Below are 13,446 nucleotides of genomic sequence, written 5' to 3'. Positions count from 1 at the left end.
CGCCTTTTTTAGGATATCATTTTCTTCTTTGAGGTCCGCCAGTTGCTTCCGCAGCTTACGAATCTCATCATCCTCTTCCTTAAGATGGCCGCTGCCTGGAAACGCACTTTCTCCATCAAGCTTATAAGTTTTCACCCAGTCTCGAACTGTGGTGTAATGAACATTCAGATCCTTCGCCGTATCCGCCATCGTTGCTTCTCCGGCTAAAATTCGCGATACCGCGCGATACCGCCTGTTCTTTAAATGCTTTATCAAATTGCTTCCGTTGCCCCATAGTAAATCCCTCCACTTTTATTATAGAGGTTTTCTATGTGTCTATCTATTCGGGGCAGGGTCACCGGCTACAGCCATCATAGAACGACCGACAAAAATATCCAACCAAGTAAACTCTGTCAACCTAATAATACGAAGGGGCGTCTCTAAGTCTTATCACTAATAAGATAGCCCGTTCTACTACTTAAATTGTGCTAAATATTAAATATAGGTAAATTATCTAACCAAGGATAATGTAACCTGGATTTTTGTTTTTTATTAAGTCTTCAACACCAGATGATTTCAATTTTTTTTTTAATCGACTTATATAAACATATGTGTTTTGGTTAGTTAATTCATTAGTTGACGGCTGTAAGAATAATGTTATTTCTGGCGTTAATATTATGGTATTAGTTTTACTCAAAAAGAATTGAAGTAACCTGTTCTCGGTAAATGTGAGTTGTATTACACTATCTCCGTTAGTCAGAATTGAAGCATTCGGATGATACGCTGCAGATTCGGATAAATGATAGATCTGCTCGACATTAGCGTTAATTACGATTGTTGATTGAACCATTCTTCCCCCCACTATAAAGTAAATGTCCATTCAGGAATGCTTGAAGCACTCGTTGTTGACATTAGTATTTTTGAATCAGCATCCACAACAACAGTTTCCAAAGGGGTCGCCCTTTGGTGTTCGGCTTTTGCTAATTTCTCGAATGGTATATCTGCACCAACCCCTTTGGGCGTAGATTTCAATGCTGTTAACAGTTTACCATGATATATATGTTAATGTCTACATTAATATGGGTTGATGTGGATTCATTTTCAGTAAATAGGAGTAAGATATCATAATTTAATTTAAATTATAATATTAAATAAATATATTATATTACTTAATATCCCATATATTACGATTGGGTGAATCGTAATATATGGTCTGTAACATTCAAAAAATGCATTAGGTATAGATTAACGCCGTGCACATGATGGAAACGTATCTAGTTGATATCCCGTATAGTTATTCCTTTGGCGTGCAAGTTGAGCTTCAAAACTGCTTTCACGATAATAAGGAAGGACTTGCAGATCGATTCCTCCAAGCTTCGTCTTTACTGTATTGGTAGGTATTTTATATTGTTTTAACTGAATGTTACCGGATGGAACCGTTTCCGTTCCAAGATCTCTTTTTATACTTCTAAAAACCGCTCATACTCCCCAACATTTAAGTGATACTAACCCAAGGGGGGCGGTCTCCATTATTGCCAACTTCCAATCACTACGCCAGCCCGACGAATACAATAAAATGGAGCAAACGCAACAACCATACACATCAAAGTCCATTTTTATTTCCTGAAACCCACTAACCATCACCCTACATACAGCATTCACCATACCCAGCACGAGGAGGCATTTCACCATGAATCGACCCGCATCGGCCAAAGCCTCGCGTCAGCGGCGCCGGATCGGCACGCCTGCAAGCCCCCGCGCGCAAGCGGCGTGGGGCATAGCCATGTTGCTCGCTGGCGCATTCATCATAGCCGCTAGCTTCAACCTATTCCTCGTCCCGAACGGCATCGCCTCCGGCGGCGTTTCGGGCCTCTCGATCATCGTGAAGCAGGCGCTGGGCATCCAGCCTGCATTCACGCAGTGGACGATCAACATCCCGCTCTTCTTCGCGGGATTATGGCTGCTCGGGCGCCGCTTTGCCGCCAAGACGCTGCTCGGCTCCATCGTGCTGCCGCTGTTTGTGCTGCTCACGGCTCACTGGTCGCCGCCGACGGACAATCCGCTGCTCGCCGCCGTCTATGGCGGAGTAGGCGTCGGCCTGGGGCTCGGCCTCGTTTTCCGCGGCCGCGGCTCTACCGGCGGGACCGACCTCGCCGCGCAAATCCTACACAAGTATACGGGCATCTCGCTTGGCCTCACGGTCGTCATTTTCGACGGTCTCGTTATTGCGTTGGCGGGCATTCTCATTTCGCCGGAAAATGCGCTTTATGCGCTTATCGCCTTGTTCGTCACGAGCAAAACGATCGATCTCATTCAGACCGGCCTCGCGCTCTCGAAAGTTGCCTTCATTATAAGTGACCGAACGGAGGAACTGGCGGATGCCGTGTTGACCGATCTGGACCGAGGGCTCACCGAGCTTGATGCGCATGGCGGTTACACCGGGCAGCGCCGAACAGTGCTGATGGTTGTCGTCAGCCAGAACGAAGTGCCTAAGCTGAAAGCGCTCGTCCGGTCGGTTGACCCGGGCGCTTTCGTCATCATAAGCCAGACCACTGAGGTGCTTGGCCAAGGCTTCAAGGTCGAATAAATGGCGGTCATGGCAGTTGCCCGACAAACCTCGACAACCCGCATAGCGGCGCGGAAAATGCCGCTTTTTCGTCGTTGTATTTATATTAATATGGATGTATAATAATACGAAGTTAATCACGAAACGATCATTTCCACTTTAGGGTGGAATCATGTACAATGGGTAATTAGGGAAAATAAAAATGCAGAAAATCTGCTTCTATAACGGATGGGAGAGACGTTTATGAGCACGAATAAAGTGAACGCAGCCATCGTCGGTTCGACCGGCTACGGCGGTGTAGAATTGATCCGGCTGCTGGCCAGCCACCCGTACGTTGAAGTGACATCGGTTATTTCGTCTTCGAGTGAAGGGACGCCAATCGCGGAAGGCTATCCGCATCTAACAGAGATCCGTACGGACTTGCTTGATGGCATTGATCCACAAGCGATTCGCGCCAAAGCGGATGTTGTTTTTCTAGCAACGCCAGCCGGCATTGCTGCTAAGCTGGTGCCTGACCTGCTTGAAGCAGGCTTGAAAGTTATCGACATATCCGGAGACTTCCGGTTGAAATCCCCTGCCCTTTACGAGCAGTGGTATAAAAAAACGCCAGCAGACGAGACGCTTCTCGCGCAAGCGGTCTATGGCCTTGCAGAAGTGTACGGCGACCGCGTTGCGGACGTTGATTTGATCTCGAACCCGGGCTGCTTCCCAACGGCATCGCTGCTTGGCCTGATCCCGGCAGTAGCGGCTGGCTGGATTGACCCAGCGACGATCATCATCGATGCGAAGTCTGGCGTATCCGGCGCAGGCCGCGGCGCTAGCCTCGGTACGCACTACTCGGAATTGAATGAAAACTTCCGTGCGTACAAAATCAACAAGCACCAGCACATCCCAGAAATCGAGCAAGTGCTCTCCGATATCGCGGGCAAGCCAGTGACGACGACGTTCACGACGCATCTCGTTCCGATGACGCGCGGCATCATGTCTACCATGTACGCGACCGTCATTGGCGGACGTACGGACAAAGACTTCGTCGAGTTGTACAGCCAGTACTATGAGGGCCGCAAATTCGTTCGCGTTCGTTCAGAAGGCAAATGGCCAATGACGAAGGAAGTATGGGGCTCCAACTACTGCGACATCGGCTTCTCGGTCGACGAGCGGACAGGCCGCGTGACGATCGTGTCGGTCATCGACAACCTCGTCAAAGGCGCAGCCGGCCAAGCGATCCAAAACTTGAACCTGATGATGGGCTGGGATGAAACGCTAGGCCTCCAGTTCGTACCGGTTTATCCATAAGCGACGTTGCGGACGGATACGTTCAGCAACCATGTCACGTTAGGCGTAAGCGCGCAACGCGCCAATACCATTCATTAAGGCGACTTCGCAGCTCAATGAGCAGCCGAAGAGCCCATCCACATACACGCAAATTCAAAGCGAGACATGGCATGGAGGAAGGTTTGCGAAGCAGCAGACGGTAGCGGTAAGCGAAGCGGGCAAATATGTTCTGTAGAAGCGCCAGCGTTCGCCTTTGTTCCCGGATTGTTCCCGAACAGGGAACTTACATAATCCAAACAATCCGGGGACAACAGCGATCGGAAGAACATATTTGCACGCGCAGCGATTCCCGCATCAGCAACCAGCGCAGCAAACCCCTCTTGCCTGTCTCCTTTGAACACAAAGGAGACTACGATGGCACAAGGAATCGGACAACCCGCAGCATTCGAAGCCGTGGCGGACGGACACATCACGACGCCCCGCGGCTTCCAAGCAGGCGGCCTGCATTGCGGCTTGAAAAAAACAACGCGCCACGACCTTGGCGCGATTATTTGTGAAGTGCCGGCATCGGCTGCTGGCGTTTACACGACGAACGTGTTCCAAGCGGCGCCAATCCGCGTCACGAAGGACAGCATTGGCGAGGAAGGGCTGCTGCGCGGCGTTATTGTAAACAGCGGCAACGCGAACGCATGCACAGGCGAGCAAGGCGATGCTGACGCCTACGAGATGCGCGCGAAGTTCGCGGAAGCAATCGGCGTGCCAGCGGCTCATATCGCTGTCGCATCGACGGGTGTAATCGGCGAAAACTTGAAGATGGATTGTGTACGCGATGGCATCGGCAGGCTTTCAACGAAGCTGGCGGACGGTGCGCAGGGCGCGGCTGATTTTAACCAAGCGATTTTGACAACGGACTTGGTCGAGAAGGCCGTATGTGTACGCCTTGAGCTTGATGGACAAGTTGTCCACATCGCAGGTGCGGCTAAAGGCTCCGGCATGATTCACCCGAACATGGCGACGATGCTCGGCTTCGTCACAACGGATGCGGCCATTGGCAGCGAAGAACTGACGCAATTGCTTCGCCGGGCGACGGACCTGACGTTCAACATGATCACGGTCGACGGCGATACGAGCACGAACGACATGCTGGTTGCGATGGCTAGCGGACTTGCGGGCAATACGGCGCTGACGCCTGCCCATGCAGGCTGGGACGCTTTTGCAGCTGGCTTGCGTTATGTATGCGAAGTGCTTGCGAAGGCAATTGCCCGCGACGGCGAAGGCGCGACGAAGCTCGTCGAGGTGCAAGTGCGCGGCGCGGTAAGTGACGACGCTGCACAAGCGATTGCGAAGACGGTCATCGGCTCCTCGCTCGTAAAATCCGCCGTATTCGGCGCGGACGCGAACTGGGGACGCATTATTGCGGCTGTTGGGCGTGCGGGGCAACCGGTAAACCCGAACACGGTCGACATCCGTTTGGGCGACATCGTGACGCTTGAGCAGTCTCGTCCAATCGGCTTTGACGAGGATGCTGCGCTTGAATACCTGAAAGGCGACACGGTTGTCATCGGTGTAGACCTGCATATGGGCGAAGGGGCGGCAACGGCTTGGGGCTGCGACCTGACGTACGATTACGTGCGCATCAATGCCGCTTACCGGACGTAAGCGCAGAACGGGGAGAACGGACAACTTATGGAACAGCGGTTTGTAATGAAATGTGGCGGCAGTACGCTCGCGGCGCTGCCGGACAGCTTTTTTGCGGAACTAAGGGAGCTTCAGCAGTCGGGCGTTCGTCCGGTCATCGTGCACGGAGGCGGACCTGCCATTAATGATACGCTTGGCAAGCTCGGCATCGAGTCGGAGTTCATAAATGGCTTGCGCAAGACGAATGATGAAGTGCTCGACGTCGTCGAGATGGTGCTGGCTGGGCGGATTAATAAGGAGATTGTGCGCAAAATCCAGCATAACGGCGCCAAGGCGCTCGGGCTGTCGGGCGTAGACGGCAAGCTGATTCAGGCGAAGCCGGTTGCGAACAGTGCGGAAATCGGCTTTGTCGGTGACGTAACGGACGTGAATGCTGCGGTTATCGAAGGCGTTATGGCGATGGGCTATATTCCAGTTATCGCGCCGATTGGCATCGACGATGCCGCGCAGCGGTACAACATCAACGCCGACACGGCGGCGGGCGCAGTTGCTTCGCATCTGGGTGTTGAGCGAATGATCGTTGTGACCGACGTGCCTGGCATTATGAATGGCGAGAAGGTTGTGCTTCCGACGGTAACGGTGGAGCAGATTGAGGCGATGATCGCGAGCGGTGAAATCTACGGCGGCATGATTCCGAAGGTGCGCGCAGCGATTCAATGCATTCAAGGGCGCGTGAGCGAGGTCGTTATCGTCAAAGGCGAGGAGCCGGGCGTGTTGACGCGCGCGGTGCTCGAAGGCAACGTAGGCACGCGGATCGTGCGCTAAGGCTAGAATGAGCGCTTGCGGGCGATAGCGTTTTGATTATTTTAGGCAAGTGAGAGGGGTAGTTCATATGAGCGAAGCGGTGAAGCAAGCCGCAGCAGCGAGCGGGCAACAGAATGGACAAGCAGGCGTAACGGACGCGCTGCTCCCGACGTATGCAAGATTTCCAATCTCGCTCGTGAAGGGCGAAGGAAGCTGGGTCTGGGACGATAAAGGGACCAAATACCTCGACTTCGTAAGCGGCATCGCCGTTACGAATCTGGGCCATGCGCCGAAGCGCGTGAAGGAAGCGCTCGTGAAGCAGCTGGACGAGCTGTGGCATGTGTCGAACCTGTTCCACATTCCGAATCAAGAAGATGCGGCGCGCCTCATTACGGCGAATAGCAGTGCGGATGCGGTATTCTTCTGCAACTCTGGTGCGGAAGCGAACGAGGCGGCGATCAAGCTGGCACGCCGTTATCAGCAGTTGGTGCTGGGCAACGGCCGTTATGAGATCGTTACGTTCGCGCAGTCGTTCCACGGACGGACGCTGGCAACGCTGACAGCGACGGGGCAAGAGAAGGTGAAGGAAGGCTTCGCGCCTTTGCCAGAAGGGTTCAAATACATCCCGCTGCATGACTTGGCTGCGCTGGAAACGGCTGTGACGGACAAGACGGCAGCTGTGATGCTGGAGATCGTTCAAGCGGAAGGCGGCGTGTTGCCGGTCGATCCGGCTTATCTGCACCGTCTCGTGAAGCTGTGCCGCGAACGCGGCGTGCTGCTGATCGTCGACGAGATCCAGACGGGCATGGGACGCACAGGCAAGCTATTCGCACATGAGCACTACGGCATCGAGCCGGACATTTTCACGATGGCCAAAGGGCTCGGAAGTGGCTTCCCGGTTGGCGCAATGGGCTGCAAGGAGCAGCTTCGCGAAGCGTTCGGTCCAGGCAGCCACGGTTCGACGTTCGGCGGCACGCCGATTGCGACGGCTGCGGTCAAGGCGACGCTTGAGACGGTGCTTGAGGAAAACCTGGCAGAGCGTGCTGCGCAGCAGGGCGAATATTTGATGGAACAGCTTCGTACGAAGCTGAAGCATAATGATTTTGTTAAGGATGTGCGCGGGCTCGGCTTGCTGATTGGCATCGAATGTGCGGAGCCGGTTGGAGCGATCATTACAGAAGCGCAAGGCAAGGGGTTGCTCGTGCTTTCCGCTGGACCGAATGTATTGCGCCTGCTGCCGAATTTGCTCGTTACCAAAGAGGAAATCGACCAAGCGGTTGCAATCCTGGCAGAGCTGCTTAACGGCCGCTAAGGCAGAGTTTACTATATAAGAAGTAGGGGGTACGATTCATGCAGCATACGTTGAATGAAGAATTGGCTCTTTCGCTCAAAGGCCGCGACTTTCTCGCACTGGCAGATTACGCGCCGGAAGAAGTCCGTTACCTGATCGATCTGGCTATCGATATTAAGAAGAAGCACAAAGCGGGCGAAGTTTACCAGCCGCTGAAGGGCAAAACGCTCGGCATGGTATTCGAGAAGTCTTCGACGCGTACGCGCGTATCGTTTGAAGTCGGCATCTACCAGTTGGGCGGCCAAGGGCTGTTCCTAAGCCGCAATGACTTGCAGATCGGTCGCGGCGAGCCGATTTGGGACACAGGCCAAGTGTTGTCGCGTTACCTCGACGGCATCATGATCCGTACGTTCGCGCACAAGATCGTCATCGATCTGGCCCGCAGCTCAACGGTTCCGGTCATCAACGGCCTGACGGATGCGGCGCATCCTTGCCAAGCGCTGTGCGATTACCAGACGGTTCTTGAGCACAAAGGGCGCCTTGAAGGGCTCAAAATCGCCTACATCGGCGACGGCAACAACATGACGCACTCGCTGCTCATGGGCGCTGCCAAGCTCGGCATGAACATGTCCGTCGCGTCGCCAGAAGGCTACGAGGCAGATCCAGACATCGTCGCACAGACGAAGGCTGTAGCTGCGGGCACGGGCTCGCAAATCCATGTGTGCCGCGATCCGCGTGAAGCGATCGAAGGCGCGGACATCGTTTACTCCGACGTATGGGCGAGCATGGGCTTCGAGGCGGAGCAGAAGGAACGCGAAATCGCGTTCGCGAACTACCAAGTGAATGAGGAGCTCACGAAGTACGCGAAGAGCGACTACCTGTTTATGCACTGCCTGCCAGCACACCGCGGCGAAGAAGTGAGCGAGGGCGTTATCGACGGCAAGCACTCGATCATTTATGACCAAGCAGAGAACCGCCTGCACGCGCAGAAAGCAATCATGGCTGCAATTATGTAAGCCTGTTAACCTATAGATTTCAGATTTCTACGACATTATCGATCATAGAGGAGCGTTAGCAATCATGGCAAAAGAGAAAATCGTGCTTGCCTACTCGGGCGGCTTGGACACATCGGTTATTTTGAAATGGCTCAAAGAAACATACGACGCAGAGATCATCGCCTTCACAGCGGATATCGGCCAGAGGGAAGAGTTGGACGGCCTTGAGGCAAAAGCACTTGCAACCGGCGCATCCAAAGTGTACATCGACGACCTGACGGAAGAGTTCGCAAGCGACTTCATCTATCCTATGTTCCAAGCAGGCGCGCTGTATGAAGGCCAATACCTGCTCGGCACGTCCATCGCGCGTCCGCTCATCGCGAAGCGCATGGTTGAGATCGCCCGTGCAGAAGGCGCAACGGCAATCGCGCACGGCGCAACGGGCAAAGGCAACGACCAAGTTCGCTTCGAGCTGACGGCTGCTGCGCTTGCACCAGAAATTCAAGTAATCGCGCCATGGCGCAATGAAGAGTTCCGCGCACAATTCCCAGGCCGTGCAGAGATGATCGCTTACGCCGAGAAGCATGGCATTCCGGTAACGGCATCGGCATCGAAGCCTTACTCCACGGACCGCAACCTGCTGCACATCAGCTTTGAGAGCGGCATGCTGGAAGATCCTTGGTTCGATCCAAGCGCGGATTCCTGCAAAGATATGTACGTATTGAGCGTTTCGCCAGAGGACGCGCCAGACCAATCCGAGTATGTTGAACTGACGTTCGAGCAAGGCAACTGCGTCGCGCTGAACGGCGAGCGCCTGAGCCCGCTGGGCGTAATGGACAAGCTAAACGAGCTTGGCGGCAAGCACGGCATCGGCCGTGTCGACATGGTGGAGAACCGTTTCGTCGGCATGAAGAGCCGCGGCGTATACGAGACGCCAGGCGGCACGATCCTGTTCACGGCCCATCGCAAAATGGAGTCGCTCACGATGGACCGCGACGTTATGCACCTTCGTGACGGCTTGATCGCGAAATATGCTACGCTCGTTTACAACGGCTTCTGGTTCGCGCCAGAGCGCCTTGCGCTGCAAGCATTGGTACAAGAAAGCCAGAAGAACGTGACGGGCGTCGTTCGCCTGAAGCTGTACAAAGGCAATGTCATCGGCGCTGGCGTGCAAAGCCCAGTGAGCTTGTACAACCCAGACATCGCTACGATGGAAGCCGACCCTACGCAAGCGTATGACCAAGGCGATGCAACAGGCTTCATCCGCCTGAATGCACTGCGATTGAAAGTTTCTTCCGGCGTTGAGCAAAACAACAAGTAATTCAATTTCCCGCGTGGTGCGCTACTCGGCCGCGCGGGTTCACGATACGTATAGGCACGAAACAGGGATAAGGGTCGAAATCGACGACTCTTATTTCTGTGTATAAGGACGAAGAGGAGTGTTACAACGTGAGCAAATTGTGGGGCGGACGTTTTACGAAAAAAACCGACCAACTGGTTGAGGAATATACGGCTTCCATTACGTTTGACAAAGAGCTGGCGGAAGAGGATGTGCAAGGAAGCGTGGCACACGTCACGATGCTCGGCAAGCAAGGCATCCTGCCTGCTGACGACGTAGACACGATCAAGGACGGCTTGCACCGCGTGCTCCAGCGCATTAAGCGCGGAGATTGGGAATATGCAATCGCGGACGAAGATATTCACATGAATATCGAGAAAGCGCTGATCGACGATGTCGGCCCTGTCGGCGGCAAGCTTCATACGGGACGCAGCCGCAATGACCAAGTGGCGACCGACATGCACTTGTACCTGCGCAAGCGTGTCGTTGAGTTCGTTGATCTGCTGCACAAGCTGCAATCGGCGCTCATCGAGCAAGCGAAAGCGAACATCGATACGATTATTCCGGGCTACACGCATTTGCAGCGCGCGCAACCGATTCTGTTCGCCCATCACCTGATGGCGTACGTGTCGATGTTCGGCCGTGATGCGGAGCGCCTGCAAGACAGCTACAAGCGCATCAACACGCTGCCGCTGGGCGCAGGCGCGCTCGCGGGCACGACGTTCCCGATCGACCGCCATTTTGTTGCCAAGCAGCTTGGCTTCGACCGCGTGTATGAGAATAGCCTGGACGCGGTAAGCGACCGTGACTTCATCCTTGAATTCCTGTCCCATGCGTCGATCATCATGATGCATCTGTCCCGCCTGTCAGAGGAACTGATCCTCTGGTCGAGTACGGAGTTCCATTTTGTCGAGCTGGATGACGCTTTCTGCACAGGCAGCAGCATTATGCCACAGAAGAAAAATCCGGACGTGCCAGAGCTTGTACGCGGCAAAACAGGCCGTGTGTACGGCAACCTCGTGGGTCTCTTGACGGTGCTCAAGTCGCTGCCGCTCGCGTACAACAAGGACATGCAGGAAGACAAAGAAGGCATGTTCGACACGGTTCGTACGCTGCAAGGCGCGCTTCAATTGTTCGCTCCGATGATTGCGACGATGAAGGTGAACAAAGAAACGATGCGCCAAGCCGTGAACCAAGATTTCTCGAACGCAACAGACATCGCAGACTTCCTCGTAGGCAAAGGCCTGCCATTCCGCCAAGCGCATGAGGTTATCGGCAAAACGGTGCTGTACTGCATCCAGCAGGGCAAATACTTGCTCGACCTGACGCTGGAAGAGTTCAAGCAGTTCTCGCCATTGTTCGACGACCGCATCTACTCGGTGCTGCAGCCGGAGAATGTCGTGAATGCCCGTAACGTATACGGTGGCACGGCGACGCCGCAAGTAACCGAAGCGATCGCACGCGCGGAGAGCGATTTAGAGGCAACGGCAGCTTGGGTTACGGAATTCGTGGAGAAAAGCCGCAAGTCAAGCTGATGATTGACCCGCTTGCGGTTCATCGATATACGATAAACATGAGTTGCTCATCGAGCAGGCTCATACTGAAGAACGCTTTGCCTTATCGGCAGAGCGTTCTTTTTTCCTATTTTTGCGAACATGTGTTCCTATTTTAGTTGAATGTTGCTATAATCGGGGGACAGGCGGATCTAAGGCGGCCGGATAGCCGGCCGCAAGCTGAGGCCCTCCGAAAGGGGGTGGGATGATGGAGGTGTACCAAGCGCTGACGCTAATGATTTCGTTCGCGATGCTTATCGTGACAGTGCTAGCCTTTCATAAGAAGAAGAAATAGGCCGCGCCGTGCAGATGCACGGCCGCAAGCCTATTCGCAGAAGAGCCCAGCTCGATTCATTCCGCCGCATAAGGGTAAATAGCTAAGCTCATTCCGTTGTTCATTCCAATGCTCGTTCCATTGCTCGCTCCATTGCTTGTTATAATGCTTATTCAATGCCCAGCCCATCGTATGCGCCGTTGTTTTCTATACTCCTATGCGGCTTACGCGCCGACGCCATCCTCGATGATGGCATTGTCCGGCTCGTTCCCAATAGGCGCGCCTGGACCTTTTCCGTCCTTTGGCGTTGCGCCTTGGCCGATGCCGACCATTGTTGGCTGCGCTTTGTACGTGTCGCGGGACAAGCGCTTGCGGGACACCTCGACGCCGTCTTTGAAGTATGTTTGGTAGGTCTCGACGATATAGCCAACCTTGCCTTGTTGCAGAATGAGACGGCCACCGGCGGGTACCTGGTCGCTCACGACTTCCTTCACCGTAGGCTCGATCGTTTTCACCTTGACCGATTCAACATCATACCGGACATCGTCCGGCATCGTTCCGAACAGCTTGACGGTCAGCTTCCGATTCTCAACGACGGTGCGAATAATGAGATGCTTGCCTGTCGAATTGCGGAATCGGAAGTTAATTGCCCCATCCGCGAACGTCGCATCCTGGCCAATCGGCAAGTAGGAGACGGGGAGGGAATGGTTGCGCCGCTCGACGATATCAATGCCCGCCCGAATAACGGCATTATATAAAGTGCTGGATACTTGGCAGATGCCCCCGCCGACGCCGGGGACAAGCTTGCCGTTTTGAATGACGGGCGCTTCGCGATAGCCTAATTTTTTCTCTGTTGCCGAGACAATCTTGCCATAATCGAATACTTCATCTGGTGCCAGCTCTATATTGTTAAGTGTCTTGGCTGTCGCTGTGACGTTGTAGGCCCGCCCTGCTGCACTGGACGCAAAATCCGTCGTGAAGGACATAATCATGCGGTCGATGCCTTCTGCCTCCAGCTTCTGCAGTGTAACCTCCGGTTCCAATTCCTTGATCGGGAGCGGGACCTCGAGCTTCTGCTGCGCCAGCTTAGCGATCTCCACTTGGTTTGCTGGCGGCTTGGTTTGGGTGTGCCTTGCCCATTCTTCTATTTTGGCTTGAATCGTAGCTCGATCTACTCGATAAGCGACCTGATGCGGCGTGTAGACGACGCGGTCATTAGCTGTAATTGTGCGGGTCGCATTTACCGGTTCGTTCTTCTCTAGCCAGCCCCATTCTTTCTTTAATGTATTCGCCAGTACGTCCGTATGGGCTGAGAATGTTGCATCAAGCTTCGGGGCAAAATCATGCCGATAGCGCGCCCGCTCAACAATCGATCCTTTGCGAAGCTGCTCCAGCGCTGCGAGGACCTCCTTCACATCTGCCGAATATCCGAGCTCCTTTAACGTCCAAGCGCGGTCATCGCCGCTTTGGCCATTTGCTTTGACGATCGCCTGTTGCTGCTCCCAGCTCGTCGCGTATTGCGATACCACTGCGACTGCTTCGTCAATATCCATGCCGCCGATTGGAATGCCGGCAGCGATCACGCCATCAGGCACATCCGTTCCCTTAGCGTACATCCATAGTGCTCCCCAACCGATGGAGGCGAGCAGCAGCAAGCCTAACACAACCGTGAATACGATGTGCATCCGTTTCATTTTGACATCATGCCCTCCTCTAATCGACTGACCCAAGC

Annotated in this window: 11 protein-coding genes; 9 read left to right on the top strand and 2 right to left on the bottom strand. The window is 54.0% G+C overall.

Annotated features, from left to right (window positions below):
* A partial coding sequence (locus GON22_RS21050; RefSeq protein WP_160398085.1) for a transposase occupies window positions 1-255 on the bottom strand: 255 nt, incomplete at its 3' end.
* A gap of 1,414 nt (window positions 256-1,669) precedes the next feature.
* On the opposite strand from GON22_RS21050, the gene GON22_RS21045 reads away from it, so the two are divergent.
* From GON22_RS21045 to GON22_RS26230, 9 genes are all read left to right on the top strand, one after another.
* Complete coding sequence (locus GON22_RS21045) at window positions 1,670-2,566, top strand: YitT family protein (RefSeq protein WP_160398084.1); 897 nt, start codon at window positions 1,670-1,672, stop codon at window positions 2,564-2,566.
* A gap of 222 nt (window positions 2,567-2,788) precedes the next feature.
* Window positions 2,789-3,841 (top strand): N-acetyl-gamma-glutamyl-phosphate reductase, encoded by a 1,053-nt coding sequence (gene argC, locus GON22_RS21040; RefSeq protein ID WP_160398083.1) that lies wholly within the window; start codon window positions 2,789-2,791, stop codon window positions 3,839-3,841.
* Between the two features lie 393 nt (window positions 3,842-4,234).
* The gene (gene argJ / locus GON22_RS21035; protein ID WP_160398082.1) at window positions 4,235-5,479 is read left to right on the top strand and encodes a bifunctional ornithine acetyltransferase/N-acetylglutamate synthase; all 1,245 of its coding nucleotides are present in this window, start codon (window positions 4,235-4,237) and stop codon (window positions 5,477-5,479) included.
* Window positions 5,480-5,506: 27 nt separating this feature from the next.
* Window positions 5,507-6,283 (top strand): acetylglutamate kinase, encoded by a 777-nt coding sequence (gene argB / locus GON22_RS21030; protein WP_160398081.1) that lies wholly within the window; start codon window positions 5,507-5,509, stop codon window positions 6,281-6,283.
* 67 nt (window positions 6,284-6,350) lie between these two features.
* Window positions 6,351-7,574 carry an acetylornithine transaminase gene (locus GON22_RS21025; RefSeq protein ID WP_237179281.1) on the top strand — a complete coding sequence of 408 codons (1,224 nt, stop codon included), beginning with the start codon at window positions 6,351-6,353 and terminating at the stop codon, window positions 7,572-7,574.
* Between the two features lie 38 nt (window positions 7,575-7,612).
* Entirely contained in the window at window positions 7,613-8,569 is a 957-nt protein-coding gene (argF, locus tag GON22_RS21020; RefSeq protein ID WP_160398080.1) for an ornithine carbamoyltransferase, read from the top strand.
* A 64-nt stretch (window positions 8,570-8,633) separates the two neighbouring features.
* Window positions 8,634-9,869 (top strand): argininosuccinate synthase, encoded by a 1,236-nt coding sequence (locus tag GON22_RS21015; protein WP_160398079.1) that lies wholly within the window; start codon window positions 8,634-8,636, stop codon window positions 9,867-9,869.
* Window positions 9,870-9,997: 128 nt separating this feature from the next.
* A complete protein-coding gene (gene argH, locus GON22_RS21010) occupies window positions 9,998-11,422 on the top strand; it encodes an argininosuccinate lyase (protein ID WP_160398078.1) in 1,425 nt (474 codons plus the stop codon).
* Window positions 11,423-11,645: 223 nt separating this feature from the next.
* Window positions 11,646-11,735: a putative holin-like toxin gene (locus GON22_RS26230; RefSeq protein ID WP_237179280.1), complete on the top strand. Its 90-nt coding sequence runs from the start codon at window positions 11,646-11,648 to the stop codon at window positions 11,733-11,735.
* 203 nt (window positions 11,736-11,938) lie between these two features.
* Here the strand turns inward: GON22_RS26230 and GON22_RS21005 are convergent, their stop codons facing one another.
* Window positions 11,939-13,408 (bottom strand): VanW family protein, encoded by a 1,470-nt coding sequence (locus GON22_RS21005; protein WP_160398077.1) that lies wholly within the window; start codon window positions 13,406-13,408, stop codon window positions 11,939-11,941.
* Window positions 13,409-13,446: the final 38 nt, after the last annotated feature.

The sequence above is a fragment of the Paenibacillus sp. MMS18-CY102 genome, from assembly GCF_009789195.1.
GTDB lineage: Bacteria > Bacillota > Bacilli > Paenibacillales > Paenibacillaceae > Paenibacillus_T.
This window is presented reverse-complemented; position numbering and strand designations above follow the sequence as displayed.

Bases quoted from the DNA above. Each gene is read 5' to 3' on its own strand.
- GON22_RS21045 (WP_160398084.1), top strand. From the start codon at position 1,670: ATGAATCGACCCGCATCGGCCAAAGCCTCGCGTCAGCGGCGCCGGATC.
- argC (WP_160398083.1), top strand. From the start codon at position 2,789: ATGAGCACGAATAAAGTGAACGCAGCCATCGTCGGTTCGACCGGCTAC.
- argJ (WP_160398082.1), top strand. From the start codon at position 4,235: ATGGCACAAGGAATCGGACAACCCGCAGCATTCGAAGCCGTGGCGGAC.
- argB (WP_160398081.1), top strand. From the start codon at position 5,507: ATGGAACAGCGGTTTGTAATGAAATGTGGCGGCAGTACGCTCGCGGCG.
- GON22_RS21025 (WP_237179281.1), top strand. From the start codon at position 6,351: ATGAGCGAAGCGGTGAAGCAAGCCGCAGCAGCGAGCGGGCAACAGAAT.
- argF (WP_160398080.1), top strand. From the start codon at position 7,613: ATGCAGCATACGTTGAATGAAGAATTGGCTCTTTCGCTCAAAGGCCGC.
- GON22_RS21015 (WP_160398079.1), top strand. From the start codon at position 8,634: ATGGCAAAAGAGAAAATCGTGCTTGCCTACTCGGGCGGCTTGGACACA.
- GON22_RS26230 (WP_237179280.1), top strand. From the start codon at position 11,646: ATGATGGAGGTGTACCAAGCGCTGACGCTAATGATTTCGTTCGCGATG.
- GON22_RS21005 (WP_160398077.1), bottom strand. From the start codon at position 13,408: ATGAAACGGATGCACATCGTATTCACGGTTGTGTTAGGCTTGCTGCTG.